At 70.6% G+C, this 21242-nt stretch carries 22 protein-coding genes and 1 pseudogene; 14 read left to right on the top strand and 9 right to left on the bottom strand.

Annotated elements, in window-relative coordinates:
• Window positions 1–237: 237 nt before the first annotated feature.
• Window positions 238–576: a hypothetical protein gene (locus WBK31_RS26050; RefSeq protein WP_406673327.1), complete on the top strand. Its 339-nt coding sequence runs from the start codon at window positions 238–240 to the stop codon at window positions 574–576.
• On the opposite strand, the gene WBK31_RS26045 is transcribed toward WBK31_RS26050, so the two are convergent.
• Window positions 563–1693 (bottom strand): response regulator, encoded by a 1131-nt coding sequence (locus WBK31_RS26045; protein WP_378787100.1) that lies wholly within the window; start codon window positions 1691–1693, stop codon window positions 563–565. The two genes, WBK31_RS26050 and WBK31_RS26045, sit on opposite strands and share 14 nt — an antisense overlap.
• A 193-nt stretch (window positions 1694–1886) precedes the next feature.
• Between WBK31_RS26045 and WBK31_RS26040 the strand changes: the two genes are divergently transcribed.
• The gene (locus WBK31_RS26040; protein WP_406673326.1) at window positions 1887–2036 is read left to right on the top strand and encodes a hypothetical protein; all 150 of its coding nucleotides are present in this window, start codon (window positions 1887–1889) and stop codon (window positions 2034–2036) included.
• 135 nt (window positions 2037–2171) lie between these two features.
• Here the strand turns inward: WBK31_RS26040 and WBK31_RS26035 are convergent, their stop codons facing one another.
• Entirely contained in the window at window positions 2172–3188 is a 1017-nt protein-coding gene (locus WBK31_RS26035; protein WP_406673325.1) for a sensor histidine kinase, read from the bottom strand.
• Between the two features lie 49 nt (window positions 3189–3237).
• Window positions 3238–3726, bottom strand: coding sequence for a hypothetical protein (locus tag WBK31_RS26030; protein WP_406673324.1), 489 nt, complete (start codon window positions 3724–3726; stop codon window positions 3238–3240).
• Between the two features lie 1198 nt (window positions 3727–4924).
• Here WBK31_RS26030 and WBK31_RS26025 point away from each other — a divergent pair.
• The gene (locus WBK31_RS26025; protein WP_406675531.1) at window positions 4925–5260 is read left to right on the top strand and encodes an RNA polymerase sigma factor; all 336 of its coding nucleotides are present in this window, start codon (window positions 4925–4927) and stop codon (window positions 5258–5260) included.
• A gap of 67 nt (window positions 5261–5327) precedes the next feature.
• Window positions 5328–5477, top strand: a complete 150-nt coding sequence (locus WBK31_RS26020; RefSeq protein WP_364057051.1) for a hypothetical protein — start codon at window positions 5328–5330, stop codon at window positions 5475–5477.
• Window positions 5478–5489: 12 nt separating this feature from the next.
• Here WBK31_RS26020 and WBK31_RS26015 read toward each other — a convergent pair whose 3' ends face one another.
• Complete coding sequence (locus tag WBK31_RS26015; protein WP_406673323.1) at window positions 5490–6740, bottom strand: glycoside hydrolase family 18 protein; 1251 nt, start codon at window positions 6738–6740, stop codon at window positions 5490–5492.
• 618 nt (window positions 6741–7358) lie between these two features.
• Here WBK31_RS26015 and hemW point away from each other — a divergent pair.
• Window positions 7359–8657, top strand: a complete 1299-nt coding sequence (hemW, locus tag WBK31_RS26010; RefSeq protein ID WP_406673322.1) for a radical SAM family heme chaperone HemW — start codon at window positions 7359–7361, stop codon at window positions 8655–8657.
• A gap of 179 nt (window positions 8658–8836) precedes the next feature.
• Here the strand turns inward: hemW and WBK31_RS26005 are convergent, their stop codons facing one another.
• From WBK31_RS26005 to WBK31_RS25995, 3 genes are read right to left on the bottom strand one after another with little or no spacing between them, the layout of a single operon-like run.
• Window positions 8837–9796 carry a DUF4870 domain-containing protein gene (locus WBK31_RS26005; protein WP_364057042.1) on the bottom strand — a complete coding sequence of 320 codons (960 nt, stop codon included), beginning with the start codon at window positions 9794–9796 and terminating at the stop codon, window positions 8837–8839.
• Window positions 9793–10602, bottom strand: coding sequence for a DUF3097 domain-containing protein (locus WBK31_RS26000; protein WP_364057039.1), 810 nt, complete (start codon window positions 10600–10602; stop codon window positions 9793–9795). The genes WBK31_RS26005 and WBK31_RS26000 overlap by 4 nt, the downstream gene beginning before the upstream one ends.
• An 18-nt stretch (window positions 10603–10620) precedes the next feature.
• Window positions 10621–11115, bottom strand: coding sequence for a hypothetical protein (locus WBK31_RS25995; RefSeq protein WP_406673321.1), 495 nt, complete (start codon window positions 11113–11115; stop codon window positions 10621–10623).
• Between the two features lie 426 nt (window positions 11116–11541).
• Between WBK31_RS25995 and hrcA the strand changes: the two genes are divergently transcribed.
• From hrcA to WBK31_RS25980, 3 genes are read left to right on the top strand one after another with little or no spacing between them, the layout of a single operon-like run.
• Window positions 11542–12555 carry a heat-inducible transcriptional repressor HrcA gene (gene hrcA, locus WBK31_RS25990; protein ID WP_364057033.1) on the top strand — a complete coding sequence of 338 codons (1014 nt, stop codon included), beginning with the start codon at window positions 11542–11544 and terminating at the stop codon, window positions 12553–12555.
• Window positions 12556–12566: 11 nt separating this feature from the next.
• Window positions 12567–13712 carry a molecular chaperone DnaJ gene (gene dnaJ, locus WBK31_RS25985; RefSeq protein ID WP_364057030.1) on the top strand — a complete coding sequence of 382 codons (1146 nt, stop codon included), beginning with the start codon at window positions 12567–12569 and terminating at the stop codon, window positions 13710–13712.
• Window positions 13709–14440: a 16S rRNA (uracil(1498)-N(3))-methyltransferase gene (locus WBK31_RS25980; protein ID WP_364057027.1), complete on the top strand. Its 732-nt coding sequence runs from the start codon at window positions 13709–13711 to the stop codon at window positions 14438–14440. The genes dnaJ and WBK31_RS25980 overlap by 4 nt, the downstream gene beginning before the upstream one ends.
• Window positions 14441–14533: 93 nt before the next feature.
• On the opposite strand, the gene WBK31_RS25975 is transcribed toward WBK31_RS25980, so the two are convergent.
• Window positions 14534–15196 carry a hypothetical protein gene (locus WBK31_RS25975; protein WP_364057024.1) on the bottom strand — a complete coding sequence of 221 codons (663 nt, stop codon included), beginning with the start codon at window positions 15194–15196 and terminating at the stop codon, window positions 14534–14536.
• Complete coding sequence (locus WBK31_RS25970; protein WP_080047132.1) at window positions 15193–15705, bottom strand: SigE family RNA polymerase sigma factor; 513 nt, start codon at window positions 15703–15705, stop codon at window positions 15193–15195. Before WBK31_RS25970 ends, WBK31_RS25975 begins: the two co-directional genes overlap by 4 nt.
• Window positions 15706–15985: 280 nt before the next feature.
• On the opposite strand from WBK31_RS25970, the gene WBK31_RS25965 reads away from it, so the two are divergent.
• The 6 genes and pseudogenes from WBK31_RS25965 (at window position 15986) to WBK31_RS25940 (ending at window position 21236) form a co-directional block, all read left to right on the top strand.
• Window positions 15986–16330: a histidine triad nucleotide-binding protein gene (locus WBK31_RS25965; protein WP_364057021.1), complete on the top strand. Its 345-nt coding sequence runs from the start codon at window positions 15986–15988 to the stop codon at window positions 16328–16330.
• Window positions 16331–16469: 139 nt separating this feature from the next.
• Window positions 16470–17174: pseudogene (locus WBK31_RS25960) on the top strand (PhoH family protein); the annotation flags it as partial.
• A complete protein-coding gene (locus WBK31_RS25955) occupies window positions 17163–18395 on the top strand; it encodes a PhoH family protein (protein WP_406675530.1) in 1233 nt (410 codons plus the stop codon). The pseudogene WBK31_RS25960 and the gene WBK31_RS25955, both read left to right, overlap by 12 nt.
• Window positions 18392–18868, top strand: a complete 477-nt coding sequence (gene ybeY, locus WBK31_RS25950) for an rRNA maturation RNase YbeY (protein ID WP_364057018.1) — start codon at window positions 18392–18394, stop codon at window positions 18866–18868. Before WBK31_RS25955 ends, ybeY begins: the two co-directional genes overlap by 4 nt.
• Window positions 18865–20256 carry a hemolysin family protein gene (locus tag WBK31_RS25945; protein WP_406673320.1) on the top strand — a complete coding sequence of 464 codons (1392 nt, stop codon included), beginning with the start codon at window positions 18865–18867 and terminating at the stop codon, window positions 20254–20256. Before ybeY ends, WBK31_RS25945 begins: the two co-directional genes overlap by 4 nt.
• Before the next feature lie 332 nt (window positions 20257–20588).
• Entirely contained in the window at window positions 20589–21236 is a 648-nt protein-coding gene (locus WBK31_RS25940) for a hypothetical protein (RefSeq protein WP_364057012.1), read from the top strand.
• Window positions 21237–21242: the final 6 nt, after the last annotated feature.

The raw sequence follows: 21242 nt of genomic DNA, 5'->3' as shown, positions 1-21242 counted from the left end.
CCCGTCCGCGCTGGCTGTCTGGGGGCTGGTGGCGCGGGCGTGAGTCGGCTCGCCTGCCCAGCCGTACCGATTGCTTCGCCGTACCGATTGCTTGGTTGCCGGACGGCGTGAGGTGGTGCGGCTGCCCGCCCGATCACCCGGCCGCGCCGGTTGTTTGGGTGCCCGCTGCAGGGCCGATTTTGTCGGTGGCGTCGTCTACCTTTCATTCTCCGAACACCTGTGCGACTGGAGGGTGACGTGATTGCTTCTGAGCGTTTCGAGCGTGCAGCCGTTCTAGGGGTTGCCGTGGCTGAGGAGACTCGACGGCTGCTGAGGCGCCACGTGGGTGAGGCCGAAGAGGCGGCCGACGGCACTGTGCTGGTCGATGTCCCCTATCCGGATGCGGCGGTGGTGGCGATGTTGCTCGACGTGGCGGCCGAGTGTTTCGGCGAGCGTGGCGGCTCGGTCGAGGAGACCCGGCAGGCGGCCCTTGAGACCCTCTTACAGCTCGCCGGGTTTGACGAGGAGTCCCAGCTCAACGGCGGGTCCGGCGAGAAGCTCGGCGAGCGGCAGCAAGGGGGCCTCAGCCAGGGGTGACGAGGCCGTGGCGGTAGGCGTACGTGACTGCCTGGGCGCGATCCCTCAGCCTCGCCTTGGCGAACAGGTTGTTGATGTGCGTCTTCACGGTGGCTTCCGTGATGAAGAGCCGGGCGGCGATCTCGGCGTTCGACAGCCCCTCGGCGATGAGCATCAGCACCTCGCCCTCGCGTGGCGTCAGGCCGTCGGGTAGGGAGACGTCGCTCCGCCGGGCCCGTCGTCCGGCGGAACGCTGCCGGTGCTGGGCCGGAGGCGCGTCGGAGAGCCGTCCGTCCGCGCTGGCGAGCCGTGCATCCGAGTTAGAGACCGGTACATCTGGGCCGGGAGGGCGTACCCCTGCAATCTGCGCGTCTGAAAGGCCCGTCCCCGAAGAGGGCGCGGGTGACGGGTGGACCCCGAAGCCCGTCGGACCCGTGCCCGCTGAGCCTGCGCCTATCGAGCCCGCATCTGCCGGGCCCGCTTCCGCCGGGCGCGCATGTGAGGCGTGCGGGTCGGCAGGGCGCGCCCCCGAACCGTGCACGTCCCAGCGGCGCATGTCCGGGCGACGCACGTTCGACACGGGCTCGTCGGGGCCCACGCCTGGACCCGACGTGTCGGAAGAGGCGACGCCAGGAGGAAGCACATCAGGACCAGAGCCGTCGGAAAGCGACGCGCCGGCAGGAAGGGTGTCAGGAGTCGGTGGTGCGGCGGGGGAGGAACCGGCAGGAGGAGACGCGATGGAAGAAGGCGTAGTGGACAGCGATGAGGTGGGCTGGGACATGGTGTCCAGAAGACGGCGCTGCACGGTGGGGTCGAGCTGGGCGTCGCCGCGCATGACGGTGGCGATGGCCTTGGCGATGTCCTCGGCCTCGGCGTCTTTGGTGAGGAAGCCACGCGCGCCTGCCCGGAGTGCGGCGAAGACCGACTCGTCATCCGAGTACGTGGTCAGCACCACGACCTGCGTGCCGGGATGGGCGGCACGGATCCGGCGAGTTGCCTCCACGCCGTCCATGCGAGGCATGCGCAGATCCATGAGGACCACGTCCGGCCGTTCCGACTCGACCAGCCGTAGAGCCGCCTCGCCGTCGCCCGCCGCGCCGACCACCTCGATGCCGGGCAGCAGGCCGAGCAGCAGCACCAGCCCCTCCCGCACCACGGCCTGGTCATCGGCGACGACCACCCTGGTCATCCGGCCACCTCCCAAACCATCGCAGCCGAGCAAACGCCCCGTCCTTCGCTCGCTGGAGTGGGGGCAGCGTCACGTGCCAAGGCAGGGGCGGGAGGGATGGTCGGTGCGATCATGCCGGAACCCTGAGGTGGACCGTGAATCCTTGGTCGTCGGCGCCTGCCGTGAGGGTGCCGCCGAGGAGTTCGGCGCGTTCACGCATGCCGATGAGGCCGTGACCGCCGCCCAGCGACCGATGCTCGGCCGCCGCTTCCGCCGCTTCCGCCGGTTCGCTGAGCGTGCGGCGCCTCGCTGAGGAGCCGTCCGGTGATTGGCCCTCGGCTGGGGCCACGATCGGTGAGTAGCGCTGGGGGAGGGGCTGCTCGGTGAAGGGTGCTCGGATGCGGCGTTCGGAGAGGGGTGCTGGGTGGTGGTGTCCGGTGAGGGGCGCTCAGGGGAGGCGTCTAGCAGAGGGTGTTGCCGAGCGGCCTGGTGCTCGGGTGCGGTGTCTAGCGAGGAGTGCCGGCTGAGTGGCGTGGTCTGGCGATGGGCGCTCGGGTGGGGTGACGGTTGGGGGTGGGTTGGTGATGCGGAGGTCGCACCAGGTGGGGGAGAAGGTGAGGTCGATGGTGGCGGGGGCGCCGGGGGCGTGGCGGCGGATGTTCGTGAGGGCTTCCTGCGCGGTGCGGGTCAGGGCCAGCTCGGCCTCCGGGGTGAGGCGGCGTTCGGGGCCGGAGATGCGCAGCGTGCAGGGCAGGTGGGTGGTGCTCTCGAACTCCTCCTTGAGCCGCCGCAGGGCGGTGGGCAGCTCCGGCGGGTCCTCACGCAGGGCGGCCACCGCGCGCCTGGCCTCCTCCAGGCCCGACTTGGCGAGGTCGCGGGCGCGTACGACGCGGTCGAGCGCCTCCTCGGTACGTTCGGCACGCAGCAGCAGCTTGGCGCCCTCCAGGTGGACGAGCTGGGCGGACAGGGAGTGGGCGAGGATGTCGTGGAGTTCCCTGGCGATCCTGGCCCGCTCGGCGAGCACGGCTTCCCTGGCCTCGGCCTGCCTGATGGCCTTGCGCTGCCCGGCGGCGTACGTGATCAGGAAGACCAGGCTGGTGCTGAACGCGAGGGTCAGGTTCTTCGAGACGTCACCGGTGATCGCGCCCGTCACGAGCAGGGCGACGATCGCCGTCAGGGCGATCACCAGCGACTTCTGGAGAGGCAGGCGGCTGGTGGCGGCCACGACGCAGGCGAGCACGACGAGGGCGGCGGCGCCGTTCGGGATCATGTCGTGCAGGACGGCGGCGATGACCGTGGCGACGGCGAGGGCGACCGTCGGGAGGGGCGTGTCCGCCGAGCTCCGGCCGGCGACTCTGAAGGGGAGCAGGGCCAGGGCGAGGGCGAGCACCAGGGCGCAGCCCAAGATGATGCCCGGCGGGCCTGCGGTGAGCGCGGTCCGGGCCTGGGCCGCGCCGACCAGCACGATCGCGACCAGCCGCAGGATGCGGGGGAGGGTCTGGGCGAAACGTGCATCACCGTTCGACGCTATAGGACCCGGTACCGGAACCGAAAAGCGCACGTCCCCGAGACGACACCACCAGCGACTGCGTGGCCAGGGTCAGGCCGACGAAGACCATGATGCCGCCGGCTGCGACGGTCAGGCCCATGGCGCTGCCGGCGAACTGCTCGGCCACACGTACCGCGATCGAGGCCAGCCAGGCCAGCAGGGTCCAGCCGGTGCCCTTCGACCAGGCGACTCCCTTGGCGTCGGCCCAGATGCGTACGGTCATCGCGCGCAGGACCCCGAGCCCTACGGCGGTCACCACTTCGATGGCGAGCATGAAGACGCTGGGGCCGAGGTGGTCGGAGTCGAGGACGCCGCCCGAGACGAGGCCGAACACGATCAGGGCAAGCGAGATGTAGAGGACGGCCGAGCGGTCGGCTGGGCGGGTCTTGAACTGGCGGTAGATGGCGTAGGCGAGGACGAGGACGATCAGCAGGGGTGTGACAGCGGAATTCATGTCACGTGACGGTAGGGACGGGGTCGGCGACGCGGATCGACCTGCGGGTTGAGGTTCGTGCATCTCCACCCGGGGGTGGAGATGTTCCCGACGTTCCTGGTCTTCCTGACGATCCTGATGTGTCGGTTCAGTGTCGGGCTTCCTGCTCGGTGTCGCCGGTGTCGGGCTCCCTGCTCGGTGTCGCCGGTGTCGGCTTTCTGTCCGGCTCGCCGGTGTCGGCTTTGTCCGGTGTCCGGCCCGAGGTCGGGCTTCCTGTCCGGTGTCGGGCTTCCGCTCCGGTGTCGGGCTTCCGCTCCGAGGTCGGACTTCCGGCTCGGGGCGGGCTCTCTTGTGGGCAGGTTTGGCGGTTGGCGGTCGGTGGTGGCGGTTGGCGGCTGGTGAGTGGCTGGTGAGTGGCTGGTCGGCGGACGGTGGGGTGGGTGGTGGTGGCTGGTGTCGGGGTGGAGGTGGCTGCGAGAGGCTGGACCTGGTGGGCTGCGCTCGCCCGACGTCGCCTCCCGGGACTGCACCGCACCTGTCAGGAGCGCGTCTCGGGAGTCGCGCCCGCTGGCGTGGCGTCCCGTGGGCCGCGCCCACCACGGCGTCCGTACCCCCGGCCGTGCACGCTGGGGCCGTCCACGATGGTGCGGACTGGTGCTGGTGCCGGTGCCGGTGGGGCTGAGGGCGCGGTGCTCCCAGCCCGGGCGTGGCGCTCCTGGGTGCGGGGTGCTCCGTGGGTGCGGGGTGCTTCGCTTCGCTTGACGTGTCTCCCCGACCAGCCGGGGTCCGGCCGGGTGGAGGTGTCTGGAGTGGGGCTGTCGGGCTCGGTGGGGAGCCACCTCTCGGTCTGGAGCAGGGACGGTTGGGTCGGGTGGGGGACGCCTCTCGGCCGGAGTGGGACGTTGGGGCGGGCGGGGTGCCCCCTCTTGGTCCGGAATAGCGGTCCTTCGGGGTAGGGCGCGTCGTCTTAGCCGGGGTGGTGGTTGTTCGGGGGTGGGGTGCGGCGTTTTTGCCGGGGTCGTGGTCGATCGAGGGTGGGGCGCGGCGTCTTTTCAGAGAGCGGCCGTTCGAAGGCGGAGGGAGGGGTGTGGCCTCTTAGGCCGGGCAGGGGCAGTTGGCGAGCAGGGGTGCTGGGGATTGGCTTTTGGGAGGGTGTGACCATTGCGGGGTCGATGGCGTCTGTATGTGACATGACCATCGAAACCGTTCGGAGGGCGACATCATCGAGGAGCTCTACCGCGAGCACTGGCCGCTCGTGTGCGGGTTCCTACTGCGCAGGACCCGCGACCCGCATCTCGCCGAAGACCTGGCGCAGGAGACGTTCGTCAAGGCGACCAGGGCGCTGCTCGGCTGGCGCGGCGGGAACGCGGCCGCGTGGTTGCTCACAATCGCCCGTAATGTCCTGCTCGACCACGTACGGAGGAACCGCCGCGAGCTGGAGCTTCCCAGCCCCGACGAGCTGGGCGTGCCCCCGCTGCACGTCGCGGCGATGGACGTGCGCGACGCGCTGGAGCGGCTGCCCGAACAGCAGCGCCGGCTGCTCACGGTTCCGTAGCCGGGTCGGCCTGCTGCGCGACCACGACGACGCCAACCTGCGCTCGTTCGACCTGAGCCTCAAGCGGTTGCGCGAGGCGGCGCGAGCCGGGCTCGCCCACGCTTACGTGGACGGCCTCAGCTCAGTCCGCAATCTGCGCGAACTGCTCAAGGACCCGCGGGTGCGGACGATCCGGCTCGCCGATGTGGCGTTCGACCTGGACAGCCCGCACCCGTGACGGCCGGGGCGGTCAGCGGAGCACGGTGTAGAGGGCCGAGGTGAGCGAGGCGCGGGCGTCGTCCTGGTCGATCGACCACAGCATCGCCCCGCCGAGCCCCTTCAGCCGGATGTAGGCCGCCTTCTGCAGCATCACGGCCGGGTCGTCGTACGACCAGAACTCGTTGCCGTCGTACAGCCACAGCGCGCCGGTGCCCAGGTCGCGGTGGCGCTTGCCGGGCTTGTTCACCAGGTCCTTATAGTCCTCGACACCGTCGGCCCACCTGCCGGGGGCGGCGCCGGTGGCGGGCTGGTAGAGGCCCTTGCCGCGGGCGGGGACCCCGGTCCAGCCCTGCCCGTACGCGGGGACGCCCACCACGAGCTTGCGGGCGGGCGCGCCGCGGGTGAGGTAGTCACGTACGGTCTGGTCCACGCTGAACTTGACCGGGCTCGGGTCGCGGCGGTCGGTGAACAGGTTGGCGTGGTGCGCGGTCTGCTGCTCCCAGGTGCCGTGCAGGTCGTAGCCCTGGAGGGTGGCGAAGTCGAGGTGCTTGAAGACCTCGCGTACCTCGAAGCCCGCGTCGATCTTGGCGGCGGCGGCCGGGAGGAACGCGGTGAGCTGCGCCTTACGGTCGAACGCGGTGAGCTGGCGGCGCAGCTCGGCCACGAACAGCGTGAAGTTGCGCTTGTCCTCGGGCCTGACCACGTTGCCTTCGGCGCCGGCCGAGCCCGGCCATTCCCAGTCGAGGTCGATGCCGTCGAAGATGCCGGCGGCCGCGCCGGGCTCGAGGCCGGGCAGGTTGCCGCGCAGCCACATGTCGATGCAGGAACGGGCGAGTGCGGAGCGCCGCTCGGGGGTGAGGACGGCGTCGGAGAAGGACGCAGAGCCGGTCCAGCCGCCCAGCGAGATCATCACCTTGAGGTGGGGGTGCTTGGCCTTGAGCTTGCGGAGCTGGTTGAGGTTGCCGTTGAGCGCCTGTCCGGGCTCGTCGGCGACGCCGTCGACGCTCTGCTCGGCCGGTACGGGGCGCTGCCAGTCGGCCCACGGGTCGGAGGAGTAGCAGGTGGCGTCGGCGCTCACGAAACCGAACGCGTAGTTGAGGTGGGTGAGCTTGGCGGCGGCCCCGGTGGTGTGCACGTCTTTGACGTGGTAGTCGCGCCCGTAGACGCCCCATTGGATGAAGTACGCGACCCGGTTGAACCCGGCGGCGCGGGCCTCTGCCGGTACGGAGATCAGCGTGAGGCCGAGTAAGAGTGACACTGCGATGAGGATCTTCTTCTTCACGGGGCCGCTCCCGGACGCCTACAAATAGGAAACTTTCCTATAAGTTGAACGCGATCGTAGAGCGGCCCCTCGCCGACGTCAACGACCCTCGTCGCCGCCTCGGCGAGGGCTGGCTTGCTTGTGTGTCTCGCTGGTGGGAAAGGCGTCGATACCTGTGGCGGATCCGGGCAATCGACTCTTGCGCGTGAGGCGCGGGGACGAGCGGGTGGTGGGTGTGGCGCGTGCTGCCACGGCGGCGGCAACTCCTGCGCGGCGTGGGTGCGAGCACGGCGGGCGCGGCTCCCGCGTGGCGAGGGGCGTAAGGATCGGGCCTGGTGCGGTGCGCGGCTCTGACGCGGTGGGGCTCCTCCTGCGGGGCGCGGGGACGGTGGTGCGGCTTGTGTGCGGGCGGGAGTGGCTCCTGCCCAGCGTGAGCACCGGTAGGGCGGCTCTTGCGGGGGCGGGACGGTGGCGCGGCTCGTGTCCTGGCGGGGCGGCTCTCAACGGCGCTAGCACCGGCGGGTGCGTGTGGGGCGGCCCTCGCGCGGCGTGACCACCCGGCGGGCGCGGCTGCTGCGGGCTGGCACCGGGCGGGCTTGGGTGGGGCGGAGCACTGTGAGGGGCGGGCACACTGGAGGGGTGCCATCCATCCTGCCTGACGGTGATCCCGCGCCCGCCTCCGGCGAATTGCCCGACAGTGCCCTGCAAGGCCTCGGCGAGCGGCCGTTCGGCTTCTACGTGCACGTGCCGTTCTGCCTGACCCGCTGCGGCTACTGCGACTTCAACACCTACACCGCCGCCGAGCTGGGCCCCGGGGCCTCGCAGCGCGACTACGCCGACACGGTGATCGAGGAGATCCGGCTGGCGCGGCGCGTCCTGGGCGAGACGGACCTGCCGGTGGAGACGGTGTTCTTCGGCGGCGGCACCCCCACGCTGCTGCCCCCTGAGGACCTGGCGCGCATTCTCGCCGCGATCGGCTCGGAGTTCGGGCTGCGGCCGGACGCCGAGGTCACCACCGAGGCCAACCCCGAGTCGGTGGATCCGTCGTCGCTGGAGAAGCTGCGCCACGGCGGGTTCAACCGCGTCAGCTTCGGCATGCAGAGCGTACGAGAGCACGTCCTGCAGGTGCTCGACCGCCGCCACACGCCCGGCAGAGCGGCCGCGGCAGTACGGGAGGCCAGGGAAGCAGGGTTCGAGCACGTCAACCTCGACCTGATCTACAGCACACCGGGCGAGTCCGACGACGACTGGCGGGCGTCGCTGAGCGCGGCGATCGAGGCGGGTCCCGACCACGTGTCGGCGTACTCGCTGATCGTCGAGGAGGGCACCCGCCTGGCGGCGCGCATCCGGCGCGGCGAGCTGCCGATGCCCGACGACGACGTGGCCGCCGACCGCTACCTGATCGCCGACGAGCTGCTGTCGCAGGCCGGGTTCGAGTGGTACGAGGTGTCCAACTGGGCGGCGTCGCAGGACGCCCGCTGCCGCCACAACCTGCTCTACTGGACCGGCGGCGACTGGTGGGCCGCCGGCCCAGGAGCGCACAGCCACGTCGGCGGCACCCGCTGGTGGAACGTCAAGCACCCCGCCGCCTACGCCCAGCGGCTGGCCGCCGGCACCTCGCCCGCCCACGCCCGCGAGGTGCTCGGGCCCGACGACCGCGCCGCCGAACGCCTCATGCTGGAGCTACGGCTGTCGTCCGGCTACCCGCTGGCCGAGGTCGCGCCCGCCGCGCGGCCCGCGGTGGCGAGCGCGCTCGCCAGGGGGCTGCTGGAGCCCGAGCCGTTCAAGGCGGGCCGCATGGTGCTGACCCTCCAGGGCAGGCTGCTGGCCGATGCCTTGGTCAGGGATCTCCTGGTCTGCAGCCGGCTGGTCCTAACCGACTGGTCTCGCCGGTCTGATTCGAGTGGCCTGACGCCGCCGACTGACCGACCGATCTGACGCAGTCCGGCTGGTCCAGGCCGACGGCTCGGTCAGGGGGCCTGCCCTGAGCCGGCTGGTCCAGGCCGACGCCCTGATCAGGATCGATCTCCTGGTCTGAATCGACGCCCTGGCCGGGGGATCTCCTGGCGTAGACCGATGCCCCGGTCAGGGATCTGCTGGTTCAGGTGACGGCTGGTTCAGGTGACGAAGGGGATGGCGATCGGGTAGCGGTAGTGCTTGCCCTTGTTGGCCGCCACCGCCGCCTGGATGTGGAAGATCAGCGACACCACGTAGATCGCCGGCAGCGTCAGGAAGCCGATGAAGAAGAACATCAGGAACGTCGATGCGATGTAGCCGATGAACATCGTGAGCTCGAAGTTCAGCGCACCGGCAGCGTGGTCCCTGACGTAGGGGGACTGGTCCTTGCGCACCAGGTAGATGATGAGCGGGCCGATCCAGGAGACCAGCAGGCCCAGCAGGTGGCTGAGCATCGCCATGCTGTTGTCGTCGGAGCCAGGGCGGGGGCCGAAGCGACCGGGGATGTACGGCTGGCCGGGCGGCTGGGCGTATCCGTACCCGGGCGGGGGCGGCGGGTATCCGGGACGGCCGTAACCGCCGGGGTGGCCGCCTGGCTGGCCGTAGCCGCCGGGCGCGCCGTAGGGGCCCTGCCGGCCGTAATCGGGCTGGCCGTAACCGGGCTGCCCGTAGTCGGTGGGCGGCTGCTGCTGGTACTGGGGCGCCGAGCCGGGCAATTGCCCGTAGGGGATCTGCCCGCCGTAGGAGGGGGGTTGCTGCCCGTACCCGGGGGTTGAACCGGGCTGTGCGCCGTAGCCGGGTGCGGAGCCGGGTTGCGCGCCGTAACCAGGGGCCGAGCCGGGCGTCGAACCGGGCTGCGTGCCGTAGCCGGGTGGGGAGTCGGATGGCGGGCCGTAGCCGGGTGCGGAATCAGATGGTGCGCCGTAGCCGGGTGCGGAGTCGGGCTGCTGTCCGTACGGCGGCGGGCCCGGCTGCGGGCCAGAGCCCGGCGCGGGCGGCGGCATGTCGGCGGGGGAGAACTTGCGGGTGGCGTCGGCGTCCGCCGCGCTCACCTTGCGGGTCGCGTCGTCGTCGGGGGAAGGTCGGGGCGGGTCCTGGCCGGCATGGGGGTCTTGGCTCATGGTGCCTCCGTAACGAAGTCGATCAGCTCCTCGACCCGGCCGAGCAGCGCCGGCTCCAGGTCCGTGTACGTCGAGACGGCGCCGAGGATGCGCCGCCACGCCTCCGCGGGCTCCATGCGCCAGCCCAGCGCGGCGATGACACCCTCCTTCCACGGCACGCCGCGCGGCACCTCCGGCCAGGCCGGGATGCGCAGCACGGACGGTTTGACCGCCTGCCAGATGTCGACGAACGGGTGGCCGACCACGAGCACATCGGGGGAGGTGATCTCGGCGGCGATCCGGCTCTCCTTGGAGCCGGGCACCAGGTGGTCGACGAGCACGCCGAGCCGCCGCCCCGGCTCGGGGCGGAACTCTTCGACGATGGCGGGCAGGTGGTCGATGCCTTCGAGGTATTCGACGACCACGCCTTCGACCCGCAGGTCGTGGCCCCAGATCTTCTCGACGAGCGCGGCGTCGTGGACGCCCTCGACGTAGATGCGGCTCTGCCGGGCCACTCGCGCCCGCAGGCCCTCGACGGCGATGGAGCCCGACGCGCTGCGCCTGGGGCCCGCGGGGGCGGGCGCGGCAGGGCGTATCAGCGTGACGGGCTTGCCCTCGAGCAGGAACGCGGCGGGCGCGAGCGGGAAGAGCCGGCGGTTGCCGAACCGGTCTTCAAGGGTGACGGCCTCCTTGTCGCACGCCACCACGGCGCCGCAGAAGCCGCTGTCGGCGTCCTCCACGACGAGGTCCCGCTCGGCGGGCACCTTGGGGATCTTCCCCTTGCCCGGCCGCCGCCAGTTTCCCGCCAGAACATCGCCCTCGTACACAGGGGGGACCGTAGCAAATCACCCGCTGACCGCAAGGCGCTTGCGGGCGCCGCTGCGGCGGACGAGGACGACGATCGTGCCTGCGACGGCGGCGAGCAGCCCGGCGCCCGAGACGGCGATGATGGTGATCATGCCGTCGGCGAGACCGGTCACGACGGAGTAGGAGTCGCGGCCGACGCCGTAGCGCACGGTGGCCTTCTCCTCGTTGACGCAGGTCAGCTCGTAGTCGCCCTTGGCCGGGGCGTTGATCACGAGGAACTGCTCCCAGACCGCGTCTCCCGCCTCGATCATCCGCCGGTCGGGGGTCTTGGCCAGCTTGGCGTCCCCGCTGATGGAGCAGTCATAGGTGACCTGGGTGTCGCTCGCGAGGTAGACGCCGGGCTTGTCGGCCGGGTCCACCGTCACCGTGATCTTTTCGCCGGACGCGAACGTCTGTTTGGGCACCAGGTCAGAGGCGGCGCCCATACCGTTCGCGAACAGCACGATCCCGGCCGCCGCGCAGGCCAGGAACACTCCCCAGGCGGCCGCGATCCACCACAGGCTGGGCTTTATGGCTTTGGAGTCGATTCGTGGTGGAAATTGGGTCTGTTGGCCGTATTGTCCGTACTGAGATGGCGGGCCGAACTGACCCGGGCCACCGTACGGCGGTGGGCCCTGTGGAGGTACGGGCTGCCGGCCGTATTGGGGTGGTTCCTGCGGAGGCTGCCACGGCGGCTGTCCGTACGGTGCCGGTCCGTGGCCGGGCGGCGGGCCGTACGTCGGGGGCCGGGAATCGTCGGTCATGAGGGCAAGTGTGAGGCCTGCTGCTCTCAGGAAGCCAGAAGCAGTTGGGACGCGGTGTTATCGCACCTTGTGACCGAGAGCCGTACACTTGGCACTCGGGAACACAGAGTGCTAGACACCACGTTCCTGTAAGGGACAGAGGCAGGAGGTGAGCACGTGCTCGACGATCGGAAGCTGGCGGTGCTCCGGGCCATTGTCGAAGACTACGTGTCCACCAACGAACCGGTGGGCTCCAAGGCGCTGGCCGAGCGTCACAATCTGAAGGTCTCCCCGGCGACGGTCAGGAACGACATGGCCGCGCTGGAGGAGGAAGGCTACATCACCCAGCCACACACCAGCGCGGGCCGCGTGCCGACGGACAAGGGCTACCGCCTGTTCGTCGACCGGCTCTCGCAGGTCAAGCCGCTGTCGGCGGCCGAGCGGCGGGCCATCGAGACGTTCCTCGCGGGCGCCGTCGACCTCGACGACGTGGTCACCCGTACGGTCCGGCTGCTGGCGCAGCTCACCCGGCAGGTCGCGGTCGTCCAATACCCGACGCTCACCCGCTCGACGGTCCGGCACGTCGAGCTCGTTCCCCTGACCGAGCGGCGGGTCATGCTCGTGCTCATCACCAACACCGGCCGCGTCGAGCAGCGGGTGGTGGAGCTGCCGGAAGTGGTGGAGGACCACCGCATCGCCAACCTGCGCGCCGTGCTCAACGCCTGCCTCGACGGCTGCGGCTTGAGCGCCGTGCCCGAGCTGGTCGCCGACCTGCCGGAAAGGCTTCCCGTCGAAGACCGGCCCGCCGCGGCGACGATCCTCTCCGTGCTGCTCGAGACGCTGGTCGAACGGCACGACGAGAAGGTCGTGTTCGCCGGAGCGGCCAACCTCGCCGGCGCCGACTTCGCCACCGGTCTGCGCGACGTGCTGGAGGCGCTTGAGGAGCAGGTCGTCCTCATGCGGCTGCTCGGCGAGACATCCTCAGACACCCCGTCCGCGCTCACCGTGCGCATCGGATCGGAAAACCCCTACCTGCGGGGCACATCCGTCGTCGCGACCGGATACGGTTCTGGCGACAACCAACTCGCCCGGCTCGGCGTTCTGGGCCCGACCAGGATGGACTACCCCGTGACGATGGGCGCCGTACGCGCGGTGGCACGCTACGTCAGCCAGATCCTGGCTGCATCATAAGAGGTCGATAAGTGGCAAACAGCGACTACTACGCCACCCTCGGGGTGCGCCGTGACGCAAGTCAGGACGAGATCAAAAAGGCGTACCGCCGGCTCGCTCGCGAGCTGCACCCTGACGTGAACCCCGATCCTGACACCCAGGAGCGGTTCAAAGAGATCACGCAGGCCTACGAGGTGCTGTCCGACCCGAACAAGCGCCAGATGTACGACCTGGGTGGCGACCCCTTCGGCGGCGGCGGTGCGGGAGCGGGCGCCGGTGCCGGCGGGTTCGGAGCGGGCTTCCCGTTCAGCGACATCATGGACGCCTTCTTCGGCACCGCCACCGGTGCCAGGGGGCCGCGCTCGCGTGCCCGCAGGGGCCGCAACGCCACGATCAGGGTCGAGCTCGACCTGCGCGAGACGGCCTTCGGCACGACCCGCGAGCTCGCCGTGGACACGGCCGTGCTCTGCGACGTCTGCCACGGGGCCGGCACCGCACCCGGCACCCACCCCGACACCTGTGACATGTGCAGCGGGCGCGGCGAGATCTCCCAGGTCACGCGGTCCTTCCTGGGCCAGGTCATGACCTCGCGTCCCTGCCCGCAGTGCGGCGGCTTCGGCACCATCATCCGCCACCCCTGCCAGGAGTGCTCCGGCGACGGCCGGGTGCGCACCCGCCGTACGATCAAGGTCCGCATCCCCGCGGGCGTCGAGGACGGCACCCACATCCAGCTCGCCGGCGAGGGCGAGGTCGGCCCCGGCGGCGGCCCGCCCGGAGACCTGTTCCTGGAGATCGCCGAGCGGCCCCACGAGATCTTCGAACGGCGCGGTGACGACCTCCACTGCACCGTGCAGATCCCGATGACGGCCGCGGCGCTCGGCACCGTGCTGACGGTGGACACCCTCGACGGCACCGAAGAGGTCGACGTCCGGCCAGGCACGCAGTCCGGCCAGGTCATCACCATGTACGGCAGGGGCGTCCAGCGGCTCAACGAGTCCGGCAGGGGCGACCTGCTCATCCACGTCAACGTCGAGACGCCGACCCGCCTCGACTCCGCTCAGGAGGAGTTGCTGCGCGAGCTGGCCAGGCTGCGAGGTGAGGAGCGCCCGCCTGGCAAGTTCGCACCGGGTCAGCAGGGTTTTTTCTCCCGCCTGCGTGACGCCTTCAACGGCCGGTGACGGCGCCGGTCTTCCTCTGCGAGCGCGAGCGCCTCGACGGGGCCGAGCTGACGCTGGAGGGCCCCGAGGGGCGGCACGCGGCCGCCGTGCGCCGGCTGCGGCCCGGTGAGCGCGTCGACCTCACCGACGGCGCGGGCGCGGTGGCCGAGTGCGTCGTACGCGAGACGCTGAAGGACAGGCTCCGGCTCGACGTGCTGCGCCGCTACGACGTCGAACGGCCGGCGCTCCGGCTGACGGTCGTCCAGGGCCTGCCCAAGGGCGACAGAGGCGAGCTGGCCGTGGAGATGATGACCGAGGCCGGCGTCGACGTGATCGTGCCGTGGGCGGCCGCGCGCAGCATCACCCAGTGGAAGGGCGATAAGGTCGCCAAGGCACTGGGCCGCTGGCGCTCCACCGCGCGCGAGGCCGGCAAGCAGGCCCGCCGCTTCCACCTGCCCGAGGTGGCCGACCTCGCCTCCACCGCCCAGGTCGAGCGGTTGCTGTCGGAGGCCGCGCTGGGCCTGGTGCTGCACGAGGAGGCCACCGAGCCGCTGTCGGGCGTGGCGCTGCCCGCCGAGGGCGACATCGTCATGGTGGTCGGCCCCGAGGGCGGGGTCTCGGAGGAGGAGCTGGCCAGGTTCACGGCGGCCAAGGCGGCGCCCGTGCTGCTCGGCCCGACGGTCCTGCGCACGTCCACGGCGGGGGTGGCGGCGGCGTCCGTCCTGTTCAGCCGTACGGGGCGCTGGTGAGCCTCTGACGCTCTTCAGGGCGTCTTTCAGTGCCTGTTTTTCGGGGCCTGTTTTTCAGCGCCTGTTTTTCAGGGCCTGTTTTTCAGGGCCTGTTCAGGGCGTGGGCTGCGTGTCCTGCAGCGGCGTGGACGCCTCGACGGGCGGCGTCTCGGTCATCACGTCCTCGGGAGGGCACTCCTCGGGCGGGCACGGCGACGGCGGCGCGGACGTCTCGATCATCGTGGGGCTCGGCGTCGGCGTGGGCGACGGCGAGAGCGTGGGGCAGTCGGCCGGCGGCTCGGCTTCATCGGCGAGCGCCGACGGACAGGGGGTGGGGGTGGGCGTGGGAGTAGGTGACGGCCTGCTGGTCGAGTCGGCCTTGCGGGTCACCTTGGGGGTCGCGGGCTCCGACGTGGCGGGCGGCAGCACCACCGGATGGGACTGGCGGGGCAGGACACTGGTGACCGGCGGGTCGATGGAGCGGGTGGTCGAGGAGTTGGACGGCACCTTGGTCGTCTCATCGTCCACGACCTGCACGGGAGCCCGGTCGATGATCTGGGAGCGCAGGCCGGGGACGGCCAGCACGATCGTGCCGGCCACCAGGACCGCGCCGGCCGCGGCCGCCCCCGCTCGCCACCAGAACAGCCTTCGTACGTTGCGCCGCTCGATGCGAGCACGGATGATCTCCAGTCCGTCCGGCGAGGGCACGACCGCGTCCGCCTCCGCGCGGAGCGCACGGCGCAGCAGGTCGCCGTACTCGTCGGGGGGCTGGGTCATGACATCTTCTCCAGGACCGATCGCAAGGCGGCCATGCCACGTGCCGTGTGGCTCTTGACCGCCCCCTTGCTGATGCCCATGGCGTGAGCGATCTCAGCTTCGGACAGATCACCGTAGTAGCGTAGAACCAGTGCTTCTCTCTGTCGGGTGGGCAGGGCACGTAACGCCTCGATCACAGCAGAACGTTCCAGCTCCCCGATGGCGCCGTTTTCGGCACTCGGCGCGTCAGGCAGACCTTTCGGAGCATACTTCTCGACGACCGCGCGGTGGCGCAGCACTGACCGGGACCGGTTGACGACAGACTGGCGCAGGTAGGCAAGTGCTTTGTCGGGGTCGCGCAGCCTGCGCCAGGCACCATGGATGGCGACGAACGCATCCTGCACGACTTCCTCAGCTGTTGCTATGTCGCGCACCAGCAACACAGCGAGACGCACCAACGACCGAAAATGAGCGCTGTACAGCGCCGTCACGGCCATGTCGGCATCCCACCCGACCGGCACCGCCCCCATCGACCTGTCGGCCAGAAGGGTTTCGGTGGTCACATCAGTGGGACGCGCGGCCTTCCCAGAGGGTTTACGCTCTTCCGGTTCTGGAGGTTTCCCCGGTTCCTTAGGGTGCATTACCCAGTCTGTGTCCTCGCCAGGTGGCGCTCGCCCGACCCTGAATCGTCTTTTCTGCTGTAGTTTCGCACACTCACCCTAACCTTGTTGATCTTCCTGTGCACGACACAGGTGATTACCGATTCGCAACGGACTCGGCCGGGGGCGGCGCCCTCGGTAGGCTGATCGGGTGAGCGATTGCCTCTTCTGCAAAATCGTCGCCAAGGAGATTCCCGCCGAGATCGTTTACGAAACCGGCAGGACCCTGGCGTTCCAGGACATCAACCCGCAGGCGCCGACCCACGTGCTCGTCATCCCGAAGGAGCACCACGCCAACGCCGCGGCGCTCGCCCAGGCCGACGACGGGCTCGCTGACGAGGTGCTCAAGACCGCGCACGAGGTGGCCGTGATGCGCGGCGTCGCCGAGCGCGGCTACCGCGTGGTCTTCAACACCGGACCCGGCGCGGGCCAGACGGTCTTCCACGTCCACGCTCACGTGCTGGGCGGGCGCGACCTGACCTGGCCGCCGGGCTGACGGCCCGCAGCGGCCGGGGCCGCCTGCACGGGGCCCGGACGCTGCGAATATCGGGGCGAGCAATCGGCCTGGCCCCGGATACGATGGGCGGAGAAGAACTCCGAAAGAGACCGGGAGGCATCAGGCCGCTGGCCTGCCCATGTCCGAACTACATGAATCCCGACGTACAGCACCTCCCTCGCGGACTCAAGCGAAGGTGCTGATACCGGACGAATACCCGATGGTCAGCCTCCTGGGCTCCGGCGATGAGCTGTTGCGCGTCATCGAAGGCGCCTTCCGGGCCGACATCCACGTACGCGGTAACGAGATCACCGTCACCGGCAGCCCTGACGAGAGCGGCACCGTCGTACGCCTCTTCGAGGAGCTCGTCGAGGTCCTGCGCAGCGGCGGGGAGCTGAGCCCCGACGCGGTCGAGCGCAGCATCGCCATGCTGCGCATGACCTCCGACAGGCCGGCAGAGGTGCTCTCGCTCGACATCCTGTCGTCGCGGGGCCGCACCATCCGTCCCAAGACCGTCAACCAGAAGCGCTACGTCGACGCCATCGACAAGCACACCATCGTCTTCGGCATCGGCCCCGCCGGCACCGGCAAGACGTACCTGGCGATGGCCAAGGCGGTGCGCGCGCTGCAGGAGAAGCGGGTCAACCGCATCATCCTGACCCGTCCCGCGGTCGAGGCGGGCGAGCGGCTGGGCTTCCTGCCCGGCACCCTGTACGAGAAGATCGACCCATACCTGCGGCCGCTCTACGACGCGCTGCACGACATGGTCGACCCCGACTCCATCCCCAAGCTGATGGCCGCGGGCACCATCGAGGTCGCGCCGCTCGCCTACATGCGCGGGCGGGCCCAGCCGGTCGGCAGCAAGGTGCTGACGCCCGACGGCTGGCGCCCCATCGGCGAGCTGGAGGTCGGCGATCTCGTCGTCGGGTCCGATGGCGAGCCGACGCCCGTGCTGGGGGTCTACCCGCAGGGTGAGAAGAAGATCTACCGCCTGTCCAGCCAGGACGGCGCCTCGGTCCTGGCCAGCGAAGACCACCTGTGGACCGTCCGCGACGGCCGCGGCGGGCCTTGGCGGGTGCTGGAGACCAAGGAGCTGGCAGGCGACCTCGGTCCCGCCGGTGAGCGCAGGTGGGAGCTGCCGCTGCTGACCGCGCCGGTCTGCTTCCCCGAGCGCGCCGTCGCGATGGACCCGTACGCGCTGGGCCTGCTGCTCGGCGAGGGCCGCGGCACCGCGTCCAAGAGCCTGGGCGTGCCGGTCGCGGCCGGGCGGTCCGGCGGCACCACGACGCTCGCGCACCCGCCGGCCGAGCTCGGCCTGGCCGAACTCGGGCCGGAGACGACGTTCGTGCCGGAGGTCTACCTCCGCAACACGGCGGAGATCAGGCTCGCGGTGCTCCAGGGCCTGCTCGACGCCGGCGGCACGGTCACCGCCGAGGGCCTGCGCTTCACCACCGCCTCCGAGCGGCTCGGCGACGACGTCGTCACCCTGGTGCGCTCGCTCGGCGGCGTGGCGCGGCGGACGGCGGGCGTCCTCGACGTCCACCTGCCCGAGGGCGTCGAGCCCTTCAGGCGGGCCGGCAAGGCGGCGGCCTACCACGCTCACGGCGGCGTCCGCCCCGAGCGCCGCATCGAGCGCATCGAGCCCAGCGGCACGGCCGAGTGCGTCTGCATCCAGGTGGCGGCCGAGGACTCCCTCTACGTCACCGAGGGCTTCCTGCTGACCCACAACACGCTCAACGACGCCTTCATCATCCTCGACGAGGCCCAGAACTCCTCGGCCGAGCAGATGAAGATGTTCCTGACCCGGCTCGGGTTCAACTCGAAGATCGTGGTCACCGGTGACGTCACGCAGGTCGACCTCCCGTCGGGCACGGTGAGCGGACTGCGGGTGGTGCAGGAGATCCTCGAAGGCATCCCCGACATCCACTTCGCCCGGCTGACCAGCACCGACGTCGTGCGCCACAAGCTCGTCAGCGAGATCGTCGACGCCTACGGGCGCTACGACGCCTCGCAGGCGGCCCAGGAGCCCAAGGCGATTCAGCAGCGAGGGAAGCGGCGACCGTGAGCATCGAGATCAACAACGAGTCGGGCGTCGGCATCGACGAGGAGAGCATCGTCGCCCTGGCCACCCACGTGCTCGGCGAGATGGGCATCAACCCGCTGGCCGAGCTGTCCATCGTGGTCGTCGACGAAGACGCCATGGCGGAGCTCCACGAGAAGTGGATGGGCGAGCCGGGCCCGACCGACGTGCTGGCCTTCCCGATGGACGAGCTGCGTCCCGGCGGCGGCGCGCGCGGCGAGTCCGAAGGGCCCGCCGACCCCGCGCTGCTCGGCGACGTCGTGCTCTGCCCGCAGGTGGCCGCCAGGCAGGCGGAGGAGGCCGGGCACAGCACGGCCGACGAGCTCGAGCTGCTGTGCACCCACGGCATCCTGCACCTGCTCGGTTACGATCATGCCGAGCCGGAGGAGCACAGGGAGATGTTCGGCCTTCAGTCCCGGCTCCTCGAGTCGTGGCAGGAGGTGCGCAAGCCGCGGTGAACGCCTGGTTGCTGTCGGCCATCGCGCTCGTCGTCGTCGGTGGCCTGATCGCCAGTGCGGAAACGGCGCTGACACGCATCTCCCGGGTGCGTGCCGACGAATACGTCCGTGAGTCGCGGCGCGGCGCCGCGCGCTTGCGGGACATCGTGAACGACCCGCCTCGCTACCTCAACCTGCTCCTGCTGCTGCGGCTGTGCTGCGAGATGGGCGCGACCGTGATCGCGACGCTGCTCTTCATCGACCTGCTGGACGACCAGGGCTGGGCCTACTTCTGGGCCGCCGCCGTGATGATCGTCATCAGCTACGTCGTGGTCGGCGTGATGCCGCGCACGCTGGGCCGCCAGCACGCCGAGCCGGTGGCGCTGGCCAGCGCGCCCATCGTCTACGGCCTGACCCGCATACTCGGCCCGCTGCCCAAGCTGCTCATCCTGCTGGGCAACGCGCTGACGCCCGGCAAGGGCTTCCGCGACGGCCCGTTCACCTCAGAGGCCGAGCTGCGCGACCTGGTCGATCTGGCCGAGGAGCGCCAGGTGATCGAGCCGGACGAGCGCGAGATGATCCACTCGGTGTTCGAGCTCGGCGACACGCTCGTGCGCGAGGTCATGGTGCCCCGCACGGACATGGTCTACATCGAGCGGGCCAAGACGATCAGCCAGGCGCTGTCGCTGGCGCTGCGCAGCGGCTTCTCCCGCATCCCGGTGGTCGGCGAGAACGAAGACGACGTCATCGGCATCGCCTACCTCAAGGACATCGCCCGCAAGATCCACGAGTCGGGCGAGGGCGGGGGCAAGGAGACGGTCGAGTCGATCATGCGGCCGGCCGCGTACGTGCCCGAGAGCAAGCCCATCGACCAGCTCATGCGGGAGATGCAGGCGCGCCAGATCCACATCGCGATCGTCATCGACGAGTACGGCGGCACGGCCGGCCTGGTCACGATCGAGGACGTCCTGGAGGAGATCGTCGGCGAGATCACCGACGAGTACGACCAGGAGGCGCCCAGGGTCGAGCCCATGGAGGACGGCGGCATGCGGGTGACCGCCCGCATGCCGGTCGACGAGCTGGGCGAGCTGTTCGACACCGAGATCGACGTCGATGACGTCGAGACCGTGGGCGGGCTGCTCGCGCACGCGCTCGGCCGGGTGCCGATCGCGGGCTCCCACGCCGAGGTGGCGGGGCTGTCGCTGACCGCGGAGAGCCTGGCGGGCCGGCGCAACCGGATCAGCACCGTGGTGGTGCGGCGGGTGACGCCACCGGAGGACGAGGCGCTGCCGGTGGCGGCCGAGCGCGAGCGTGAACGCGATCGGGAACGGGATCGCGAGCGCGAACGCGAGCGGGAACGGGATCGCGAGCGCGAACGCGAGCGGGAGCGCCCCGCCGGCCGGGAGTGACGCCACTTCCGGCGAAGGCCGCGAATGCGGGCGAAACGGCAAGCGTTCTACAAGTCTTCTGCAAGCCGGGTACGGCACTCTCGAACCAACGACATCCAGTGCGGTGGGTGTCTACGAGGGGAGACCGTCCGAAGGCCGGGTGGGGTTCGCGGCCCGAGGACGGATCCTGGGGGAACGACGGCGTCCCGGCCTGGTACCGGGTCGCGACGCTGGTCGGCGTAAAGGGTGTTCTCGTCCTGATCAGGGCGGGGGCACCCTTTTTGCGTATTGGTGGTCACTCCGGTGGATTGCCGCATTACTCGTGCGGGGAGGCTGCGGTTCAAGGGGGGATCATGAAACGAAGACCAGGGATCGGCGCCTGCGCGCTGCTCACCTGCCTCCTGGCGGGGTGCGGCGGCGTGGGAGCCGAGAGCTTTCTCGACGCGCAGGCCATGGCGCAGTTGCGCGAAGTGGTCAGCAAGGAACAGCCGCGCCTGCCGGACGGCTTCACGATCAGACCGGAGCAGGCCTGGCAGATGCCGTTCGGGCAGGCGGACGAGAACTGCCGGGCCGTGCTGGAACCGCCCGGAGGCAAGGCGCCGGGACAGGCGCTCACCGCGCAGGCCGCGGTCAGCTACCACGGCGACGGCCTGGGCGAGCAGGCCGGGGTCGGCCTCGCCAGGTACGCGGCCGGCGAGGCGGAGGACCACCTGGACGAGCTGGCCGAGGCGTTGCGCAAGTGCCACGCCGTGCGCAGCTCGAGCGGCACCGACCTGCGGCCGCACGAACTGCCGATCGACGAGGCGGTGCGGGAGGCGGCCGACGACGCCGTCGGGGCGCGCTTCAGCGGGCGGCTGAACGGCTACCCGTACGAGATGGACCTCGTGCTCGCCCGCGTCGGCGACACGCTGGTCTCGGTGGTGCACACGGGGATGAACGACGTGGACGCCGGCCGTACCCGGAAGGTCGTCGAGGCGGCGCTCTCCATGGTCAGCGCCTAACCTAGA

It is taken from the genome of Nonomuraea sp. N2-4H (assembly GCF_045291505.1).
Lineage (GTDB): Bacteria > Actinomycetota > Actinomycetes > Streptosporangiales > Streptosporangiaceae > Nonomuraea > Nonomuraea fastidiosa.
The sequence above is the reverse complement of the archived record's forward strand: the minus strand, read 5'-3'. Positions and strand labels throughout refer to the sequence as shown.

What these genes read in the sequence shown, in the direction of transcription:
- WBK31_RS25975 (WP_364057024.1), bottom strand. Translation starts at nt 15,196, where the DNA reads ATGACCCAGCCCCCCGACGAGTACGGCGACCTGCTGCGCCGTGCGCTC.
- WBK31_RS25955 (WP_406675530.1), top strand. Translation starts at nt 17,163, where the DNA reads ATGCGCGGGCGGGCCCAGCCGGTCGGCAGCAAGGTGCTGACGCCCGAC.
- WBK31_RS25940 (WP_364057012.1), top strand. Translation starts at nt 20,589, where the DNA reads ATGAAACGAAGACCAGGGATCGGCGCCTGCGCGCTGCTCACCTGCCTC.
- WBK31_RS25970 (WP_080047132.1), bottom strand. Translation starts at nt 15,705, where the DNA reads ATGGGGGCGGTGCCGGTCGGGTGGGATGCCGACATGGCCGTGACGGCG.
- WBK31_RS26030 (WP_406673324.1), bottom strand. Translation starts at nt 3,726, where the DNA reads ATGAATTCCGCTGTCACACCCCTGCTGATCGTCCTCGTCCTCGCCTAC.
- WBK31_RS26005 (WP_364057042.1), bottom strand. Translation starts at nt 9,796, where the DNA reads ATGAGCCAAGACCCCCATGCCGGCCAGGACCCGCCCCGACCTTCCCCC.